Source organism: Pseudomonas sp. PK-RTE-24 (assembly GCF_054052265.1).
Window position 1 is genome coordinate 2893562 of record NZ_CM133224.1, and the last position, 18763, is coordinate 2912324.

The 18763-nt window shown below is 59.3% G+C and carries 21 protein-coding genes; 16 read left to right on the forward strand and 5 right to left on the reverse strand.

Features of this window, described 5'->3' with window-relative positions; all coding sequences use genetic code 11:
• The first annotated feature begins 26 nt into the window (after positions 1-26).
• Positions 27-659, forward strand: coding sequence for a glutathione S-transferase family protein (locus tag ACV8MC_RS12945; RefSeq protein ID WP_457265494.1), 633 nt, complete (start codon positions 27-29; stop codon positions 657-659).
• On the forward strand, positions 656-1603 hold the full coding sequence (locus ACV8MC_RS12950; RefSeq protein WP_457265496.1) for a Nudix family hydrolase: 948 nt from the start codon (positions 656-658) through the stop codon (positions 1601-1603). The genes ACV8MC_RS12945 and ACV8MC_RS12950 overlap by 4 nt, the downstream gene beginning before the upstream one ends.
• 113 nt (positions 1604-1716) lie before the next feature.
• Here ACV8MC_RS12950 and ACV8MC_RS12955 read toward each other — a convergent pair whose 3' ends face one another.
• From ACV8MC_RS12955 to ACV8MC_RS12965, 3 genes are read right to left on the reverse strand one after another with little or no spacing between them, the layout of a single operon-like run.
• Positions 1717-2301, reverse strand: a complete 585-nt coding sequence (locus ACV8MC_RS12955; RefSeq protein ID WP_056787890.1) for a cob(I)yrinic acid a,c-diamide adenosyltransferase — start codon at positions 2299-2301, stop codon at positions 1717-1719.
• A gap of 3 nt (positions 2302-2304) precedes the next feature.
• Complete coding sequence (locus ACV8MC_RS12960) at positions 2305-4341, reverse strand: sensor histidine kinase (protein ID WP_076563949.1); 2037 nt, start codon at positions 4339-4341, stop codon at positions 2305-2307.
• 45 nt (positions 4342-4386) lie between these two features.
• Positions 4387-5304 (reverse strand): putative 2-dehydropantoate 2-reductase, encoded by a 918-nt coding sequence (locus ACV8MC_RS12965; RefSeq protein WP_457265499.1) that lies wholly within the window; start codon positions 5302-5304, stop codon positions 4387-4389.
• A 140-nt stretch (positions 5305-5444) separates the two neighbouring features.
• Between ACV8MC_RS12965 and ACV8MC_RS12970 the strand changes: the two genes are divergently transcribed.
• Positions 5445-5930 carry a YajQ family cyclic di-GMP-binding protein gene (locus ACV8MC_RS12970; RefSeq protein ID WP_056787899.1) on the forward strand — a complete coding sequence of 162 codons (486 nt, stop codon included), beginning with the start codon at positions 5445-5447 and terminating at the stop codon, positions 5928-5930.
• A 152-nt stretch (positions 5931-6082) separates the two neighbouring features.
• Entirely contained in the window at positions 6083-6925 is an 843-nt protein-coding gene (locus ACV8MC_RS12975; protein WP_016773492.1) for a mechanosensitive ion channel family protein, read from the forward strand.
• A gap of 225 nt (positions 6926-7150) precedes the next feature.
• Here the strand turns inward: ACV8MC_RS12975 and ACV8MC_RS12980 are convergent, their stop codons facing one another.
• On the reverse strand, positions 7151-8422 hold the full coding sequence (locus tag ACV8MC_RS12980) for an OprD family porin (protein WP_071173364.1): 1272 nt from the start codon (positions 8420-8422) through the stop codon (positions 7151-7153).
• Positions 8423-9314: 892 nt separating this feature from the next.
• Here ACV8MC_RS12980 and ACV8MC_RS12985 point away from each other — a divergent pair.
• Both ACV8MC_RS12985 and ACV8MC_RS12990 read left to right on the forward strand, forming a co-directional pair.
• Positions 9315-9740: an HIT family protein gene (locus ACV8MC_RS12985; protein WP_056787907.1), complete on the forward strand. Its 426-nt coding sequence runs from the start codon at positions 9315-9317 to the stop codon at positions 9738-9740.
• A gap of 3 nt (positions 9741-9743) precedes the next feature.
• Entirely contained in the window at positions 9744-9950 is a 207-nt protein-coding gene (locus ACV8MC_RS12990) for a SlyX family protein (RefSeq protein ID WP_041479795.1), read from the forward strand.
• Positions 9951-10013: 63 nt separating this feature from the next.
• On the opposite strand, the gene ACV8MC_RS12995 is transcribed toward ACV8MC_RS12990, so the two are convergent.
• Positions 10014-10616 carry a cold-shock protein gene (locus ACV8MC_RS12995; protein WP_016773496.1) on the reverse strand — a complete coding sequence of 201 codons (603 nt, stop codon included), beginning with the start codon at positions 10614-10616 and terminating at the stop codon, positions 10014-10016.
• Between the two features lie 311 nt (positions 10617-10927).
• Between ACV8MC_RS12995 and ACV8MC_RS13000 the strand changes: the two genes are divergently transcribed.
• The 10 genes from ACV8MC_RS13000 to tolQ all read left to right on the forward strand — a co-directional run bounded on the left by ACV8MC_RS13000 (position 10928) and on the right by tolQ (position 18760).
• Positions 10928-11398 carry a Dps family protein gene (locus ACV8MC_RS13000; RefSeq protein WP_217853051.1) on the forward strand — a complete coding sequence of 157 codons (471 nt, stop codon included), beginning with the start codon at positions 10928-10930 and terminating at the stop codon, positions 11396-11398.
• Positions 11399-11579: 181 nt separating this feature from the next.
• Entirely contained in the window at positions 11580-11918 is a 339-nt protein-coding gene (locus ACV8MC_RS13005; RefSeq protein WP_150637472.1) for a ribbon-helix-helix domain-containing protein, read from the forward strand.
• A 130-nt stretch (positions 11919-12048) separates the two neighbouring features.
• On the forward strand, positions 12049-12270 hold the full coding sequence (locus ACV8MC_RS13010) for an FmdB family zinc ribbon protein (RefSeq protein ID WP_056787910.1): 222 nt from the start codon (positions 12049-12051) through the stop codon (positions 12268-12270).
• Positions 12271-12368: 98 nt separating this feature from the next.
• Positions 12369-14144: an aspartate--tRNA ligase gene (aspS, locus tag ACV8MC_RS13015; protein WP_064365013.1), complete on the forward strand. Its 1776-nt coding sequence runs from the start codon at positions 12369-12371 to the stop codon at positions 14142-14144.
• Positions 14145-14263: 119 nt separating this feature from the next.
• A complete protein-coding gene (locus ACV8MC_RS13020; RefSeq protein ID WP_024014089.1) occupies positions 14264-15010 on the forward strand; it encodes a YebC/PmpR family DNA-binding transcriptional regulator in 747 nt (248 codons plus the stop codon).
• Between the two features lie 157 nt (positions 15011-15167).
• The gene (gene ruvC, locus ACV8MC_RS13025) at positions 15168-15695 is read left to right on the forward strand and encodes a crossover junction endodeoxyribonuclease RuvC (protein WP_016773501.1); all 528 of its coding nucleotides are present in this window, start codon (positions 15168-15170) and stop codon (positions 15693-15695) included.
• Positions 15696-15809: 114 nt separating this feature from the next.
• Positions 15810-16418 (forward strand): Holliday junction branch migration protein RuvA, encoded by a 609-nt coding sequence (gene ruvA, locus ACV8MC_RS13030; RefSeq protein WP_024014088.1) that lies wholly within the window; start codon positions 15810-15812, stop codon positions 16416-16418.
• Positions 16419-17480 (forward strand): Holliday junction branch migration DNA helicase RuvB, encoded by a 1062-nt coding sequence (gene ruvB, locus ACV8MC_RS13035; RefSeq protein WP_024014087.1) that lies wholly within the window; start codon positions 16419-16421, stop codon positions 17478-17480.
• Between the two features lie 127 nt (positions 17481-17607).
• Positions 17608-18075: a tol-pal system-associated acyl-CoA thioesterase gene (gene ybgC, locus ACV8MC_RS13040; RefSeq protein ID WP_041479792.1), complete on the forward strand. Its 468-nt coding sequence runs from the start codon at positions 17608-17610 to the stop codon at positions 18073-18075.
• Positions 18065-18760, forward strand: a complete 696-nt coding sequence (tolQ, locus tag ACV8MC_RS13045; protein WP_008080223.1) for a protein TolQ — start codon at positions 18065-18067, stop codon at positions 18758-18760. Before ybgC ends, tolQ begins: the two co-directional genes overlap by 11 nt.
• Positions 18761-18763 lie beyond the last annotated feature (3 nt).

The following is an 18763-nucleotide window of genomic DNA, read 5'->3' on the forward strand; positions in this document are numbered from 1 at the left end:
TTTCCCTGACGAAAAGGCGCCACACCATGTCCCTGCACCTGATCATCGGCGACAAACTGCTTTCCTCCTGGTCCCTGCGTGCGGCACTGGCGCTGGACCTGACCGGCGCACCCTACAGCGAAGAGCTGATCAAGCTCGGCAAACCCGACACCCGCGAGCGCCTGCTCAAGCACTCGCCGACCGGCAAGGTGCCGCTGCTGCATACCACCCGTGGCACCATCGCCGATTCGCTGGCCATTGCTGAGTACCTCGCTGAGCAGTTTCCGTCCGAGCAACTCTGGCCGAGCGATACCTTTGCCCGCGCGCAGGCCCGCTCGGCCTGCGCACAAATGCACAGCGGCTTCTTCGCCATGCGTAACCACATGCCGTTCAACCTGAGCCAGGACGCACCGCTGAACCCGGTGCCGCCAGAAGTGAAGGTCGATATCGAACGCATGCTCGCGCTGTGGGCCGAATGCCGCGCGGTAGCGACGGAAGAGGGGCCGTACCTGTTCGGTCGTGTCAGCCTTGCCGATGCCTTTTTCGCGCCGATCGCCGTGCGCTTGCGCACCTATCAGGTGAAGCTGCCGGCGGTCGACGAAGCCTATGTTGAAACCATCTACCAATGGCCCGCCTTCAAAGCGTGGCAAAAGGCTGGACTGGAGGAATTGAACCCGTGAAACGCGTCCACGTCGCCGCTGCCGTCATTCGTGACGGCGCCGGCAAAATCCTTATCGCCCGCCGTGCCGACACCCAGCATCAAGGCGGCTTGTGGGAATTTCCCGGTGGCAAGGTCGAGGCTGACGAATCGGTCGAGTCGGCACTGGCTCGCGAGCTGCACGAAGAGCTGGGCATCGTCGTTGACGCTGCCCGGCCGCTGATCAAGGTTCGCCACGATTACCCGGACAAACAGGTCTTGCTGGATGTCTGGGAAGTCTCGGCGTTCAGTGGCGAACCCCACGGCGCTGAAGGCCAGCCACTGGCCTGGGTCACTGCCAGGGAATTGATCGGCTATGAGTTTCCGGCGGCCAATCAGCCGATCGTCGCGGCGGCGCGCTTGCCTGCCGAATACTTGATCACTCCCGAAGATCTGGAGGGCCCGGCCTTGTTGCGCGGCATCCAGAAGGCGATTGCCGGAGGCATCAAACTGATCCAGCTGCGCGCACCCAACGGCTACGACCCGAAATACCGGGATCTGGCGGTGGATGCGGTGGGCCTGTGCGCCGGCAAGGCGCAGTTGATGATCAAAGGGCCTTTCGAATGGCTCGGCGATTTCCCGTCTGCCGGATGGCACATCACCGCTGCCCAACTGCGTAAATACGCAGCGGCAGGACGTCCGTTGCCGGCCGAGCGCTGGCTCGCGGCGTCCTGCCATGACGCCGAAGAACTGGCGCTGGCCGAGCAGATGGGCGTTGATTTCGTCACTCTGTCGCCGGTGCAGCCGACGCTGACGCACCCGGATGCGCAGCCGTTGGGGTGGGAGCGAGCACAGGCGTTGATTGACGGTTTCAGTAAACCGGTGTTTCTGCTCGGTGGAGTAGGGCCGGCGGAACGCGAGAAGGCTTGGGGTACTGGGGCTCAGGGTGTCGCGGGGATTCGGGCGTTCTGGCCTGATCCAGTGTAAGAGCTACCGACCTCTTCGCGAGCAGGCTCGCTCCCACAGTGGATTGCATTTCTCCAGTCAGAATGCAGTCAAATGTGGGAGCGAGCCTGCTCGCGAAGGCGCCCTGACAGGCGCTACTTTCCTTCAGGTTTCGCCGCCGGCTGCCACAAAATCTCCGCCACCCCCTGCCGCCGCGCAATCAACCGCGCCACAACAAACAGCAAATCCGACAACCGATTGATATACGCCAGGCCAACCCCGGCCAACGGCTCCAGCGCATTCAAATGCTGACAGCGCCGCTCGGCACTGCGCGCCAGACTGCGGCAGACATGTGCCTGCGCAATCAACATCGAACCACCCGGCAAGATGAAGTTTTCCAGCGGCCCCAGCTCTTCATTCCACACATCAATCGCCGCTTCCAAACGCTCGATTTCGGCCTCGTTCAACGCCTGATATTCAGGCATCGCCAGTTCTCCACCGAGGTCGAACAGGCGATGCTGACAAGGCGCCAACACTTCGATGATTTCATTCAGCGCCGGATGCACTTCGCGCTCGGCGAGCAAACCGGCCAGCAGCACGCCGACCTGACTGTTCAGCGTATCGACCTCGCCGATCGCCTCGATGCGCGGGTGATCCTTGGGGACGCGACGGCCGTCACCGAGGCCTGTTTCGCCTTTGTCGCCGGTGCGGGTGTAGATCTTCGACAAGCGAAAGCCCATGGGTTACCTCGGTAGTGAATTGGTTTCGGTGGTCAATGGCGCAGGCTGCACCAGCGGCAGACGCAGAGTGAAGCAAGTGCCCTGGCCGGGCGCCGACTGCACTTCCATCTGGCCTTTGTGATTGTTGGTGATGATGAAGTACGACACCGACAGACCAAGCCCCGTGCCCTGGCCGATTTCCTTGGTGGTAAAGAACGGCTCGAAAGTGCGCTTGCGCACGTTCTCGCTCATGCCGATGCCGTTGTCCTCGACCTGAATCTCGGCCCACGGCGGATTGAGTCTGGTGCGCAAAATGATCCGGCCCGGCTCGCTGTCGTCTTCGCGCTGATGAATCGCCTGCGCGGCATTTTTCAACAGATTGAGCAGCACCTGTTCCAGTTCGTTGGCGGTGCCCGGCACTGGACCCAGGGCCGGGTCGAACTGGCGGATGATCGCCTGGCCCTTGAAGTCGAAACCGATGGCCAGATCGAAGTCGTTACCGGCGATTTCCACGGCTTGATCGATCAGCGCCGGCAGATCGCACGGCGCCATTTGCCGGGTGCTGCGGCGGCTGAAGCTGAGCATGTGCGTGACGATTTTCGCCGCGCGGGCGCCGGCCTGTTGAATGCCGTCGAGCAGTTGCGGGACTTCGCGGCCTTGCAGGTAGCGGTTCACCGTGTCCAGTTCGATGCCCAGTTGTTCGGCAGTCTCGATGTTCTTCGGCAGATCCGCCGACAGACGCCGACGAATGTTCTGCACGTTGTGCAGGATCGCGCCGAGCGGGTTGTTGATTTCGTGGGCCATGCCGGCCGCGAGGCCACCGACCGAGAGCATCTTCTCCGACTGCACCATCATTTCTTCCAGCGACAGACGCTGGGTGATGTCATCGATACGGATCACCACGCCACGCCCGGCACCGCCCATCAGCGGATAAAACGTCAGCGCATAATGCTTGGGTTCATCGTCCTTGAACCAGGTTACCCGGTCGACTTTGGCCACGGTGTGCTGTTCGACGGTGGCCTTGAGCTGCGGCAAAAACGGCTTGAGCGGTTCGAAGGCGAGGAAGATCGGCTGGTTCAGCGCCTCGTCCAGGCGTGTCCCGGAAAGTGCGCTGGCCTCCTGGTTCCACTGGGTGACGTAGAGCTGTTCATCGAGAGCGATCAGCGCCGAGGGCATCGAGTCGATGATGCTGTTGAGATAATTCTGGAAGCCGGTGAGCTTCTTTTCGATCTTGCTGCGCACCTGGACTTCCAGCTCCAGTTTGCGGTTGGTATGGCGGGTTTCCTCGGCCAGCCCTTGCGCCTGATCGTAGGCGGCCTGCGAGTCGTCGCGGGCGCGTTTGAGTTGCTGCTCACGGGCTTCGATGCGCGAAAGCATGGTGTTGAACGCCTCGGCCAGACTGCCGATTTCGTCGTGATTGCCGCGTGCAGCGCGCAAGGCGTAGTTCTCTTCGCGGGTGACCTGCCGGGACAATTCCTCCAGCTGATGAATCGGCCGGGTAATCAGACGTTTGATCTGCCGGGCAATCACCAGCCACAGCAGTACGCTGAAGATCAGGATGCCGAGGCTGGCGGTCAGAGTGCCGGTGTAGAACGCCATCGGCAGTTCGCTGCTGGCGACCAGCAACAGATGCCCCGGCGCGGCACCGGGGCGGGGCAGGGTGATCAGTTGATTGCTGCGAAACTCGGTGAGTTGCCAGGCTTCGACATGGCGGTAGCGCTCGGGGAGGCTGAGTTTTTCGCCGCGCTGCACTTGCGCCAGGCGTTCGCCCTTGCCGTCGTACAGGGCGGCGGCGCGCAGCGGTGAATAACTGTCGAGCTCCTTGAGCAGGCGCTCGGCGCTGCGCGGCGACTCCAGCGCATCGCTGACCAGACTCGGATTGGCGATCAGCCGGCCGATGGTCTGCAAGGCCTGTGGTGCCATGCTTTCCTGGGAAATGTAGTAGGCGGCGCTGATAAAGGTCAGGTTGGCGACCAGCAGAACCGTGGTCAACAACACCAGCAGGGCGGCCAGCAGTTTCTGGCCGACCGGCAGGTTTTCAAGGCGCTGGCGCAATGGCATCAGGTTTATCGCAGCAGGGGAACAAGTCGTCAGCCTAGCGGCTGCTCAGTCGCTGGGCAATCCACGCTTGTGCAGATGAGCGATCAGGCGTTGCTGCAACTGCTGCAGATGCGGCAGATGCAACTGATGGCGCTCGGCAACTTTGCAGGCGCGGCCCAACAGATAGCTGATCTCGGTGCGGCGCTGGTTGGCGACGTCCTGATACATCGAAGAGTAATTGGCGGCGGTGGCGTGGATCACGCGTTCGACTTCCGCTTGCAGATTGTCCGCCGCAGCGGGTTGGCCGCAGCGTTCGAGCAGTTCGGTCAATTCGGCACAGAGTGTGGCAACTTCGCAGTGATGCTCGCTCAGCCCGCCGTTGCGGCAATCGTGGAGCACGGTCAGCGGGTTGATCGCGCAGTTCAGCGCCAGTTTGCGCCACAGTCGGGTGAGGATGTCAGCGCTCCATTCATGGGGAATGTTCGCCGCTTGCAGATCGTCCAGCCAGACCGGCGCCAGCGGATTTGCCGCATCGCCCAGCCAGTTGAAACCGTGACCGGCAAACACCACGCGCCAATCGCCATCGCGGAACGCGCCCTCGGTGCTGGACGCGCTGATGCAGCGCGCTTGCGGTACCCGCGCGGCCACGGCGTCCTGACTGCCAAGGCCGTTTTGCAGGAGGATCAGTTCGGCGTCCGGAGCGAGGCGTGAAGCGAGGCGGGCGACGGCCTCTTCGGCGTCATAGGCCTTGCACGCGACCAGTAAACGGCGAATTGGCTCGGGGCTGTCCGGGGTTTCGCCGGGAACTGCATAGGTATGAGCTTGTCCGTTTTCTACCAGGGTCAAGCCGCCCACTGCCTCGTAGCTGTGCAAGCGCGCGGCATCGCGCAGGATCAGTTGCACAGGCAAGCCGGCCCGGGCCAGACGTGTCGCCCAGAGTGTGCCGAGGCTGCCGGCGCCGAGTACATGCCAGGTGGTCGACATCAGTTTTTTGCTCGATTGCTTGCAGGCATGTGCGGCTCGCCGTATCGGTAGGAAAAGACCCGTTATAATGAGCCCGATTTTAACCGCAAGCCAAGCGCGCTCCATCCACATCGAGCGCGCCTTTTTATTGGAGAGATTACATGCCGTCGTTCGACGTGGTATCCGAACTGGACAAACACGAACTCACCAACGCGGTCGAGAACGCCGTGAAGGAACTCGATCGTCGTTATGACCTGAAAGGCAAGGGCAGCTTCGAGTTCAAGGAAAAAGACCTGACCGTCAGCCTCACCGCCGAAGCTGCTTTCCAGCTCGAAGCGATGATCGAAATCCTCAAGCTGGCGCTGACCAAGCGCAAGATCGACGTGCAGTGCCTTGAGGTCAAGGATGCTTACGCTTCGGGCAAACTGATGAAGCAGGACGCCATCCTCAAGGAAGGCATCGACAAAGAGCTGGCAAAGAAAATCGTCGGCCACATCAAGGAAGCCAAGCTCAAGGTCCAGGCCGCCATTCAGGGCGAGCAGGTGCGTGTCACCGGCAAGAAGCGCGACGATTTGCAGGAAGCCATCGCGGCCCTGCGTGCCAGGGAATTCGGCATGCCGCTGCAGTTCAACAACTTCCGCGACTAAGCTTGGTCTGAAGGCTATGTGGGAGCGAGCCTGCTCGCGAATGCGGTGTTTCATTCAGCGAAAAGTTGACTGACACGCCGCATTCGCGAGCAGGCTCGCTCCCACAGTTGTTTTGAATACACCCCGGGAAGCCGGAAATCAGGAGATAGAACATGGATTTGAATGCGGAAGTGGACCACCTGGTCAAGGCGTCCCAGGCGTGGATCCCGATGATCATGGAATACGGCAGCCGCGTACTGCTGGCAGTGATTACCCTGGCGATCGGCTGGTGGCTGATCAACAAGGTCACGCAAAAACTCGGCGGTCTGCTGGCCCTGCGCAATGCCGACCTCGCGCTGCAAGGCTTTATCAGCAGCCTGGCCAACATCATTCTCAAGGTGCTGCTGATTGTCAGCGTCGCGTCGATGATCGGCGTCGAAACCACCTCGTTCGTCGCGGCTATCGGTGCTGCGGGTCTGGCGATCGGTCTGGCCTTGCAGGGCAGCCTGGCGAACTTCGCTGGCGGCGTGCTGATTCTGCTGTTCCGCCCGTTCCGTATCGGTGACTGGATCGAAGCCCAAGGTGTAGCGGGTACCGTCGACAGCATCCAGATTTTCCACACCGTGCTGCGTACCGGCGACAACAAGACCATCATCCTGCCCAACGGCAACCTGTCGAACGGCATCATCACCAACACCAACCGCCAGCCAACCCGCAAAGTCGTGTTCGATGTGGGCGTGGATTACGAAGCGGATCTGCAGAAGGCCCGTCAGGTATTGCTGGATCTGGCCAAGGATCCCCGCGTCATGCAGGACCCCGAGCCACAGGCAGTGATTTCGACATTGGGCGACAGTTCGATCACGGTTTCCCTGCGTGTCTGGGTTAAAACTGCGGATTATTGGGATGTGATGTTCATGTTCAATGAACAGGCGCGGGATCGTTTGAAGGCTGCCGGGATTGATATTCCGTTTCCACAGCGGGTTATACGCGTAGTGCAGGAATCTGCCACGCAGTAAGCGTCTTTGAAGTTGGCTTGGCAGTCAGCAACTAATATAAAACCCGAGCAGTGTGCACACTCTCGGGTTTTTTATCGGCGCGATAAAACTATGCTGGCTAATAAGTAGCTGGCTAATGTTTTTTCTGTTTGATCAGTTATTCATCCATAAAAAAACCGCCCTCCTGATTCAGGAGGGCGGTTTTGTTAGAGCAAAGCTCTACAGTACGTCAGCTTCGCAACCTTATTACAGGATGCTCAGTGGATATTCAACGATCAAACGCAGGTCGTTGTTATCACCACCGTTGTAAGAAGTGTTGGAGCGATACCAGGCGCTACGCAGGCGGAAAGACAAGTCTTTCGCTGGACCGTTTTGCATAACGTATTTGGATTCGAAGTCCAGTTCGTGCTCTTTGCCCTCTTCAGCGCCGGTGCTGATGTTGTCACCTTTGATGTAACGGGTCATGAAGCTCAGACCAGGTACGCCGAAGGTAGCCATGTTCAGGTCATAACGGCCCTGCCACGAACGCTCGTCTGCACCGTTGAAGTCAGAGTACTGCACGGAGTTGGCGAGGAAGATCGTGCCGCCGCCGTCCACGCCGTACACGTAACCGGTGTCACCGCTGGAGCGCTGGTGGGCGAGGGTGAATTTGTGCGCGCCGATGCTGTAAGCAGCGCTAAGGGACCAGATGCGGTTGTCGATGTCGCCGGACAGGTCTTGACCCTGGCTCTTGCTCTTGTACCCGTTGAAATCGAAGTTCAGCGACTGTTCGTCGTTGATCGGCAGGGTGTAGTTCAGATTGACGTATTGCTTCTTGAAGTGGTCTTCCACGTCGGATGCTGCAACACCGGCGACAAAACTGTCGGTGAACTGATAGGTAGCACCGGCGATGTCAGCGGATTTCAGGCCACCTTCAACGATGGAGTCACGACCCATCTGGCTTTGCGCGCTCAGCGCGGTAAAGCGACCTGCGCTCAGTTCCAGGCCCGGGATCTCTTTGGATACGAGCATGGTGCCGGTAGCGGTCTCAGGCAGCAAGCGGCTGTCGTCGGTGGAAAAAACCGGGCTGGCGACAAACTGGTTACCGTATTTCAGGACAGTGTCGGAAAGACGGAACTTGACTGCTCCACCGCTTTTCGACTGAGTGTCTTCAGCTCTGCCGTCGCTATCGGGAGCGAACAGACCGTTGCCAGTGCGGCCGCGTCCAGTGTCCAGCTTGATGGAGCCAAGACCGAAAGCATCTACACCTACACCGATGGTGCCTTGGGTGAAGCCGGACTCGTAAATGGCATGCATGCCAATACCGGTTTCTTCCCGATAGCCCTGGCGCTCACCCGACGGGCTGCTTTTCAGGTTTTCGTTCTTGAAATCACGGTTCATATACAGCATGCGAGTCTTGACGCTGAAGCTGCTGTCTTCAACAAAACCTTTCGATTCATCTTGAGAAGACGCCATTGCGAACTGCGAGGTGCCTGCTGCAACAGCCAGGGCGATCATGCTCCACTTCATCACGCGCATCGTGATTTGCTCCTTTGGTTTTTAGAAGAGTACTGCCGTCCCACCTGTTTTATTATCTGGGCGGCTCTTTCTTTTTGTGTCGGCGCAAACTTATATCACGCCGACATTGTTGGCGATACTTGCGAAATCAACCTTTCAGCTTCTTTACGGCGTTGTCGCAAAAGGAGCGCTGGATGTCGCAAATTCACAGTACCGATGCAGCCGGACTGACAACTTTATCGCTGTTTCCGGGCCTTTTTTGCATCGCTAAAAAAGAGTCCCTGGCAAAACACTTGAATCTCCATCGGGCAACCCTGCCACTGTTTTTATTGGCTTCAAGCGACCACTTCCAGTGGTGCGCTTATAGTCCATACGGTTACTAATGCAACAAGCGTGCACAAACCGCGAAAACGCTGCGGTTATTTTTCTATGGGCCGCTCGCAGATGTGAAAACCGTGTGAAAACGGGGCTCCGGAGCCTTTTTTGCTGCGGGCTTGACGAGGTTCTCCCAATGGTGTTGCAGCGTACCCAGGGTGCGCAGGACAGCAAAAAACGTTACCGGTTCACCCCTTACTGAGTATTTAGCGGATGCCCGACCCAGTGAGCGTAGTCGTGTTGTGCAGTTTTGGTGCAAAAAAATCATGAATCCAGCCTTGGGCAATCTGGCGGCGACTGACCTGAGGTACGGCAGATCAAGGATTTTCGTGCAGCTCTTCACGTCAAGGCTCATGTCGGGGCCCGTGTTGGTGCGCGGCCGGGATAAATGTTTCATGTCGGAGCGCCTGACGATTTACTGCTGGCAGCGGCGTGAAGCTCGCTGCATTCGCAGGTATGCTGCCGTTCTGTCGCTTGGCGCGCTGCTTCGAATGGGCCGCCGCTAAGCTGAGTTAGAGGATCAGCGGGAGTGCTCACAGTGTTTGCTTTGGATTCACGACTTCAACAGGACGCCCTGGTCATCGGCGACTTTCCGTTGTGCCGGCTGTTGCTGTCCAACGACAGCAATTACCCTTGGTTCATCCTGGTACCTCGTCGCGAGGATATAAGCGAGTTGTTTCAGTTGGATGTCGCCGATCAGCAGCAACTGTGGCAGGAAACCACCACCCTTGCCGAGTTACTCAAGGATTCGTTCGACGCCGACAAGCTGAACGTGGCAACCCTGGGTAACGTTGTCAGCCAGTTACATATGCATGTGATCGTGCGTAAGCGTGACGATGTCGCCTGGCCGGCTCCGGTCTGGGGCAGGCACCCGGCCAAGCCGTACAGCGCGGAACAGGTAGCAGCCATTCGCGAGCGCTTGCGTCTGGTGCTGACCGATGAATTCACTTTTTTGGAGGGCTGAGTCATGAGCCTTGAGGGACGCGTAACCGATCTGGAAAGCCGTCTGGCCTTTCAGGATGACACCATTCAGGCTTTGAACGATGTGCTGGTGGCCCAGCAGAAAGTCATCGAGCGCCTGCAATTGCAGATGGAAGCGCTGATCAAGCGTCACGAAGAAATGGTCGGGCAGTTCGGTGCTTTTGAGGAAGATGCACCGCCGCCGCATTATTGAGCCATTCGGCAGGCATAAAAAAACCGCGAACAGTCAGGCTGCTCGCGGTTTTTTTGCTTTGGATCAGCGACGCGGCAGGGCGGCGATCACGTCCTCGGCTTGCAGGCCCTTGTCGCGGTTCATTACCGAGAACTCGACGCGCTGGCCTTCGACCAGGACGCGGTGGCCTTCGCCACGAATGGCGCGAAAGTGCACGAAAATATCATCGCCGGAATCCCGGGAGATAAACCCGAAACCCTTGGAAGTGTTGAACCACTTCACGGTGCCGGTATCGCGATTGCTCATGTCATAGGTAGTCGGCGCAGCGGCCGGTGACGATTTGTAGAAGCTCACGGCCAGATGCAGCAGCACGGCAACCAGGGCGATCACCAGGCTGAACAACACCGCCGGCTGGCCAGCGATGACCGGCATCGGCGCGATCAGGGTCAAAGTTTGCAGGACGACAGTCAGTACCAGAAGGGCGCTGACCAGATTTTGCAGATGCTGCCGCGGGCCTTTGTTCCAGTAAGGAATCACTGGAGCGATGACCAGGTTCAGCAGGCCGAAAAAGGCCAGGTAAAGTGCATCGGGCTGTTGCAGGTAAGGAACGGCTTCGGCTTTCAGGCTGGGTATGAACGACAGCAGCAAGGCTGCTGCGCCCATTAGCAGGTGGACGATTTTCAACATTTTGATTGGCTCACGTTATGACGGCTCACAAGGAAGAGCTGAAGGCGCACGGTTCGCTTCAGGACAAAATAAGAGGCGGTGGACACGTACACGGCATCAGCCTATGCGCAACACCCCGGAAAATAGGGCATGGCGACACACTGCCTATTTAACAGCAAAGCCTGCGGCTACTCAAATCAGCCCGGCCAGCGGCAGAGAAACGGTCGATTTGTCGCAGTCTGACCACGGATTCATAGCTGCGAGCCGGCTCTTGCCTTGCTACAGTGGGACCGAACCTGCTGGATGAATTCAATCACTGTTAGGGGGCAAGCATGGCAATTGATATCGGTATCAGTGAAGAAGACCGCAAATCCATCGTCGAAGGGCTGTCGCGACTGCTGTCGGACACCTACGTGCTGTATCTGAAAACCCATAACTTCCACTGGAACGTCACCGGCCCGATGTTTCGCACGTTGCACCTGATGTTCGAAGAGCAATACAACGAGCTGGCGCTGGCCGTCGATTCGATCGCCGAGCGTATCCGTGCGTTGGGCTTCCCGGCGCCGGGTGCCTACGCGACCTACGCGCGTCTTTCTTCTATTAAAGAAGAAGTCGGTGTGCCGAGCGCCGAAGACATGATCAAGCAATTGGTCGAAGGCCAGGAAGCGGTGACTCGTACCGCGCGCGGTATCTTCCCGCTGCTGGAAAAGGTCAGCGACGAGCCCACCGCTGACCTGCTGACCCAGCGCATGCAAGTGCACGAAAAAACTGCGTGGATGTTGCGCGCGCTGCTCGAGGAATGACCCGGCCGCTGCGGACGGCGTGAGGTCGTCCGCATGCTCTCCAGACTCTTACCGTTGTCGTTGGCTTGTCCTACGAGGCTGGTCAACAAGTCGTATGGCGCGAACTTTGTCACTGGGTTTTTATGAAGGCGCAGGATGTTGCCTTATAAATCAGCAGTCATGGCAAAGGAGTGTCAACGCTATGGTAGAAGGAGACAGGCGAAGCGGCAGGATGTCGGCTTCGCGGCACATAATAAAGGTCGATCCGTTTGTCAGCGAGTTCGACATGAACCTGATCCGGCCGCTGTCGCGATCGATTCGCCTCAATGGTTTTGCGACCTGCCTGCGACTCGAGCAGGTCTACTGGAACATCCTCGGCGGCATGGCCGAGGACAATCATTGCTCGATCAGCACACTGCTATCCCACGTTGATCGTGAGGTGCATCTGCGTTACGGCGGAGTGAAGAATTTCAGTGCGCTGGTGCGGGTGGTTTGCGTCATGAACGGGATCAAAGATCTCGCACCCGCAGTTTCACGCTGAAACGGCGGTTGCAACGAGGTTGCGGGCCGTGCAGCGTTACGGCTGCACAGCCCGCATTTAATCGATATAATCCCGCGCTTTCGCCGCAAAGCCCTGCGCGCGGCAGCAATCTGATCGCCGAGACACCTCCATGCCAATGTACGATTACCTATGTGCTTCCTGTGGTCATCAGTTGGAAGCCATTCAGAAGATCAGCGACGCACCGTTGGTCGATTGCCCTGCCTGCCAGGCGCCCGAACTGAAGAAGCAGCTGTCCATGCCGGGTTTTCGCCTCAGCGGCAACGGTTGGTACGAGACCGACTTCAAGACCGGAGCCAAGAAGAATCTGGCCGGTGGCGACAAAGCTGACTAGGGTTCCAACCCTGAACGAACGACACGCGTGAGTTTCCGCCTTGCTTGATGGCGGCGGGATCTCCACCGAATTTCGAATTACGAGAAGCGAACCACACCATGATGCGCAGCCACTATTGCGGCCAACTGAACGAAAGCCTGGAAGGCCAGGAAATTACCCTTTGCGGATGGGTTCACCGTCGCCGCGACCACGGCGGGGTGATTTTCCTCGACATCCGTGATCGTGATGGTCTGGCCCAGGTGGTGTTCGACCCGGATCGCGCCGAGAGCTTCGCCGCTGCCGATCGCGTGCGCAGCGAATACGTCGTGAAGATCACCGGCAAGGTGCGTCTGCGTCCGGCCGGCGCGACCAATGCCAACATGGCCTCGGGCATGATCGAAGTGCTGGGTTATGAACTGGAAGTGCTGAACGAGTCGGAAACCCCGCCGTTCCCGCTCAACGAGTTCTCCGACGTTGGCGAAGAAACCCGCCTGCGCTATCGCTTCCTCGACCTGCGTCGTCCGGAAATGGCCGAGAAGCTGCGTCTGCGTTCGCGCATGACCACCAGCATCCGCCGCTTCCTCGACGAGAACGGCTTCCTCGACGTCGAAACGCCGATCCTGACCCGTGCCACCCCGGAAGGTGCGCGTGACTATCTGGTGCCGAGCCGCACCCACGCCGGTTCGTTCTTCGCCCTGCCGCAATCGCCGCAGCTGTTCAAGCAGCTGCTGATGGTCGCCGGCTTCGACCGTTACTACCAGATCGCCAAATGCTTCCGTGACGAAGACCTGCGTGCCGACCGTCAGCCGGAATTCACCCAGATCGATATCGAGACCAGCTTCCTCGATGAAAAAGAGATCATGGGCCTGACCGAGCAGATGATCCGCAACCTGTTCAAGGAAGTGCTGGATCTGGAATTCGGCGAATTCCCGCACATGACCTTCGAAGAGGCCATGCGCCGCTATGGTTCGGACAAGCCGGACCTGCGTATTCCGCTGGAACTGGTCGACGTTGCCGACCAGCTCAAAGAAGTCGACTTCAAGGTATTCAGCGGCCCGGCCAACGATCCGAAGTGCCGTATCGCCGCACTGCGCGTTCCAGGCGGGGCGAGCATGCCGCGCAAGCAGATCGACGATTACACCAAGTTTGTCGGCATCTACGGTGCCAAGGGCCTGGCGTACATCAAGGTCAACGAGCGCGCGGCCGGTGTTGAAGGTCTGCAATCGCCGATCGTGAAGAACATCCCGGAAGACAAGCTCAACGTGATCCTCGATCGCGTTGGCGCAGTCGATGGCGATATCGTGTTCTTCGGTGCCGACAAGGCCAAGATCGTCAGCGAAGCCCTGGGCGCGCTGCGTATCAAGCTCGGTCACGACCTGAAGCTGCTGACCTGCGAGTGGGCGCCAATGTGGGTCGTCGACTTCCCGATGTTCGAAGAGAACGACGACGGCAGCTTCTCGGCGCTGCACCACCCGTTCACCGCGCCGAAGTGCACCCCGCAGGAGCTCGAAGCCAACCCGGCCGGCGCACTGTCCCGTGCGTACGACATGGTGTTGAACGGCACCGAACTGGGCGGCGGTTCGATCCGTATCCATCGCAAGGAAATGCAGCAAGCGGTATTCCGCCTGCTGGGCATCAACGAAGCGGAACAGGAAGAGAAGTTCGGCTTCCTGCTCGACGCGCTGAAGTACGGTGCACCGCCGCACGGTGGTCTGGCCTTCGGTCTGGACCGTCTGGTGATGCTGATGACCGGCGCCCAGTCGATCCGTGAAGTGATCGCCTTCCCGAAAACCCAGAGTGCTGCCGACGTGATGACGCAGGCTCCGGGCGTAGTGGATGCCAAGGCATTGCGCGAGCTGCACATTCGCCTGCGCGAAACGCCAAAGGCTGAGTAAGACGGGCCTGAAGGCGCATCTTCGGATGCGCCTTTTTTCTTTCTCAGGTCGAATTTTTCAATTGCCGGCCGCTGCCTCGGCGGGGCGGGCAAGGTTTCAAAGAGCATTCGGAGCAAGTTATGGCAGGTCATTCCAAGTGGGCAAACATCAAGCACCGCAAAGAACGTCAGGATGCCAAGAGGGGCAAGATCTTCACAAAGTGGATCCGTGAACTGACCGTTGCGGCCCGTCAGGGTGGCGGTGATCCGGGTTCCAACCCGCGTCTGCGTCTGGCTCTGGACAAGGCGTTGAGCGCGAACATGAGTCGCGACATCATCGACCGTGCCGTCGCGCGCGGTGCCGGCGCCACTGAAGCGGACAACGTTGAAGAACTGACCTACGAAGGTTACGGCCCGGGCGGTGTGGCGGTGATGGTCGAGTGCATGACCGACAACCGCAACCGCACTGCGGCGGCTGTGCGTCACGCGTTCAGCAAGTGTGGCGGCAACCTCGGCACCGATGGTTCGGTGGCGTATCTGTTCGAGCGCAAGGGCCAGATCAGCTTCGCTCCGGGCGTCGATGAAGACGCACTGACCGAAGCGGCACTGGAAGCCGATGCCGATGACGTGGTCACCCACGAAGACGGTTCGATCGACGTGTTCACCTCGTTCACCGGTTTCTATGCGGTGCGCAACGCGCTGGAAGCGGCCGGGTTCAAGGGCGATGATGCGGAAATCGTCATGCAGCCGACCACGAGCGCCGAGCTGGATCTGGAAGGTGCGGAGAAAGTGCTCAAGCTGATCGACATGCTTGAGGACCTGGATGACGTGCAGAACGTCTACTCCAACGCGGACATCCCGGAAGACGTCGCCGCTCAGCTTGGCTGATGTAAATAGAAAGGTCGCAGTTTTTTGCTGGCTCTACACTTCTTCTGTAGGAGCTGCCGAAGGCTGCGATCTTTTGATCTTTTAAAAACACAAAGATCGCAGCCTTCGGCAGCTCCTACATGTACCCTCAGCTTTCGCATCATTTTCTGCAGGCGTTATGACTCTAATCCTTGGTATCGACCCCGGTTCGCGCATCACCGGTTACGGGATCGTTCGCGATACCGGGCGGGGTGGCTGCATCTATGTGGCCTCGGGCTGCATTCGCACCGGTTCCGGCGAGCTGCATGAGCGTCTGCAGATCGTCTATCGCGGCGTGCGCGAAATCATCAAGACCTACGGCCCGGTGACCATGGGCATCGAAAAGGTGTTCATGGCGAAAAACGCCGACTCGGCGCTGAAGCTCGGACAGGCGCGGGGCGCTGCGATTGTCGCCGGCGCCGAAGAGTGTCTGGAAATCGCCGAGTACACCGCCACGCAAGTCAAACAGGCGGTGGTCGGCACCGGTGCGGCCAATAAGGAGCAGGTGCAGATGATGGTCATGCACATGCTCAAGTTGACCAGCAAGCCGCAGATCGACGCCTCCGACGCTCTCGCGATTGCCATTTGCCATGCGCACACGCGCTCCAGCCTGCTGCCGCACGGTCTGGGAACCGCACGCAGTCGTGGCGGGCGCCTGCGTCTCTGATAGCATCAGCATCAATTTTCCTGAAAGTGGCTTCGCGGTGCCTGTGTTGCCGGCGCGCAAGCCACCTTCAATCGTCGCCAGCCCACGGCTGGCCAGCGCTCAAGGATTCAAAACGTGATTGGACGCTTGCGCGGCACCCTGGCTGAAAAACAGCCGCCGCACCTGATTCTCGATGTCAATGGCCTTGGCTATGAGGTGGAAGTGCCCATGACCACCCTTTATCGTCTGCCGTCGGTCGGCGAACCGCTGACCCTGCACACCCATTTGGTCGTACGCGAAGATGCGCAATTGCTCTATGGTTTTGCCGGCAAGCGTGAGCGAGACTTCTTTCGCGAGCTGATCCGTCTCAACGGCGTCGGACCGAAACTGGCGCTGGCGTTGATGTCGAGCCTGGAAGTCGACGAGCTGGTGCGCTGCGTGCAGTCTCAGGACACTTCGGCGCTGACCAAGGTGCCGGGGGTTGGCAAGAAAACCGCCGAGCGTTTGCTGGTGGAATTGAAAGATCGCTTCAAGGCCTGGGAAACTTCGCCGGCGATGTTCGCGCTGGTGCCGAATCAGCCGGACGGCCCGGCGCCGGTCAACAGTGCCGAGACCGATGCGGTCAGCGCGTTGATCTCGCTGGGCTACAAGCCGCAGGAAGCGAGCAAGGCGATTTCCGCGATCAAAGACAAGAACCTGAGCAGCGAAGACCTGATCCGCCGCGCTCTGAAGGGAATGATTTAAGTGATTGAAGCTGATCGTCTGATCGCCGCCGCGCACAGCCCGCGCGAGCGCGAAGAAGTCCAGGATCGGGCCATCCGCCCGGTCAGTCTGGCCGACTACATTGGCCAGCCGACCGTGCGCGAGCAGATGGAGCTGTTTATCCAGGCTGCCCGTGGCCGCAGCGAGTCCCTCGATCACACCCTGATCTTCGGCCCGCCGGGGCTGGGCAAGACCACGCTGGCGAACATCATTGCCCAGGAAATGGGCGTGTCGATCAAGAGCACCTCCGGGCCAGTGCTGGAACGCCCGGGTGATCTGGCCGCGTTGCTGACCAATCTTGAGCCGCACGATGTGTTGTTCATCGACGAAATCCATCGTCTGTCGCCGATCGTTGAAGAAGTGCTGTATCCGGCGATGGAAGATTTCCAGCTCGACATCATGATCGGCGAAGGGCCGGCAGCGCGCTCGATCAAACTCGATCTGCCGCCTTTCACTCTGGTCGGCGCCACCACCCGCGCCGGCATGCTGACCAATCCGTTGCGTGATCGCTTCGGTATCGTCCAGCGTCTGGAGTTCTACAGCACGGCGGATCTGGCAACGATCGTCAGTCGTTCGGCGGCAATTCTCGGTCTGCCGCTGGACCCGGAAGGTTCGTTCGAGATCGCCCGTCGCGCCCGTGGCACGCCGCGAATTGCCAACCGTCTGCTGCGGCGGGTGCGCGATTTCGCTGAAGTACGCGCCAAGGGACACATCACCAAAGCGGTGGCGGATCTGGCGCTGAACCTGCTGGACGTCGACGAACACGGTTTCGATCACCAGGACCGGCGTCTGCTGCTGACCATGATCGAGAAGTTCGACGGCGGTCCGGTTGGTATCGACAGTCTGGCGGCGGCGATCAGTGAAGAACGCCACACCATTGAAGACGTGCTCGAACCGTATCTGATCCAGCAGGGCTACATCATGCGCACGCCACGGGGCAGGGTAGTGACGCGGCATGCCTATCTGCATTTCGGTTTGAATGTTCCGTCACGCATGGGCGAGATGCCCGTGGCAGACGAGTTTCTCGACGCCGTCGACGATTGATACACATTTGTTGGTGATTTATTCAGGGTTTGTACTGTCAGACGACGGTACTTTTGCGTTAAAGCTTTGAAACCACGAAAAACAGTTGTCTGGCCGGATTGGCAACCTGAGGAGTAAGCACTAGAGTATGCGCGCGCAAAACGGGCTTGAGCCGTTCGCACATCGTTGTCGCGTTTATTACGAGGACACCGATGCGGGCGGCATCGTGTATTACGTTAATTACCTCAAGTTTATGGAACGGGCTCGAACCGAGCGGCTACGGGAACTGGGTTTTGCCCAATCTGTGCTTGCCGGAGAGGACCTGTTGTTCGTCGTGCATTCCAGCGAAGCGCGCTACCACGCGCCGGCGCGACTGGATGACGAACTGCTGGTAAGCGCTGATGTAATCGAATTGAACCGTGCCAGCCTGCGCTTCAAACAGCAGGTCAGGCGGGCCACGGATAATGTGCTGCTCTGCGAAGGGCAGTTTTTGGTGGCCTGCGTGCGCACCGACAGTTTGAAACCCCGGGCCCTTCCCGAAGACCTGCGTGCGGCCTTCGCCGACGCGGTCGGCCCGGGTACACACTCAAAGCAGGAGATAAAGCGTGGAAGCTAACGTCGTCGACCATTCCTCCATGTGGAGCCTGGTCAGCAATGCCAGCATCGTGGTGCAGTTGGTAATGTTGACCCTGGTGGCCGCATCGGTGACCTCATGGATCATGATCTTTCAGCGCAGCAACTTGCTGCGTGCCGGTCGACGTGCCCTGGAGAGCTTCGAAGAGCGCTTCTGGTCGGGCATCGACCTGTCCAAACTGTACCGTCAGGCCGGCAGCAATCCTGATCCGGATTCGGGCGTGGAGCAGATTTTCCGTGCCGGCTTCAAGGAATTCTCCCGTCTGCGTCAGCAGCCAGGTGTCGATCCTGAAGCCGTGATGGAAGGTGTCGCTCGTGCGATGCGCGTGGCCATCTCGCGCGAAGAAGAGAAACTCGAGCAGAGCCTGCCGTTCCTCGCCACCGTCGGTTCGGTCAGCCCTTACATCGGTCTGTTCGGCACCGTGTGGGGGATCATGAACTCCTTCCGCGGTCTGGCCAGCGCCCAGCAAGCGACCCTGGCCACCGTTGCCCCGGGTATCGCCGAAGCCCTCATCGCCACCGCGATCGGCCTGTTCGCTGCGATCCCGGCGGTCATCGCTTACAACCGTTTTGCTGCGCGCAGCGAAACCTTGCTGGGCCGCTACTACACGTTCGCCGATGAATTCCAGGCGATCCTGCACCGCAAAGTGCACACCAGCGAAGAATAAGCA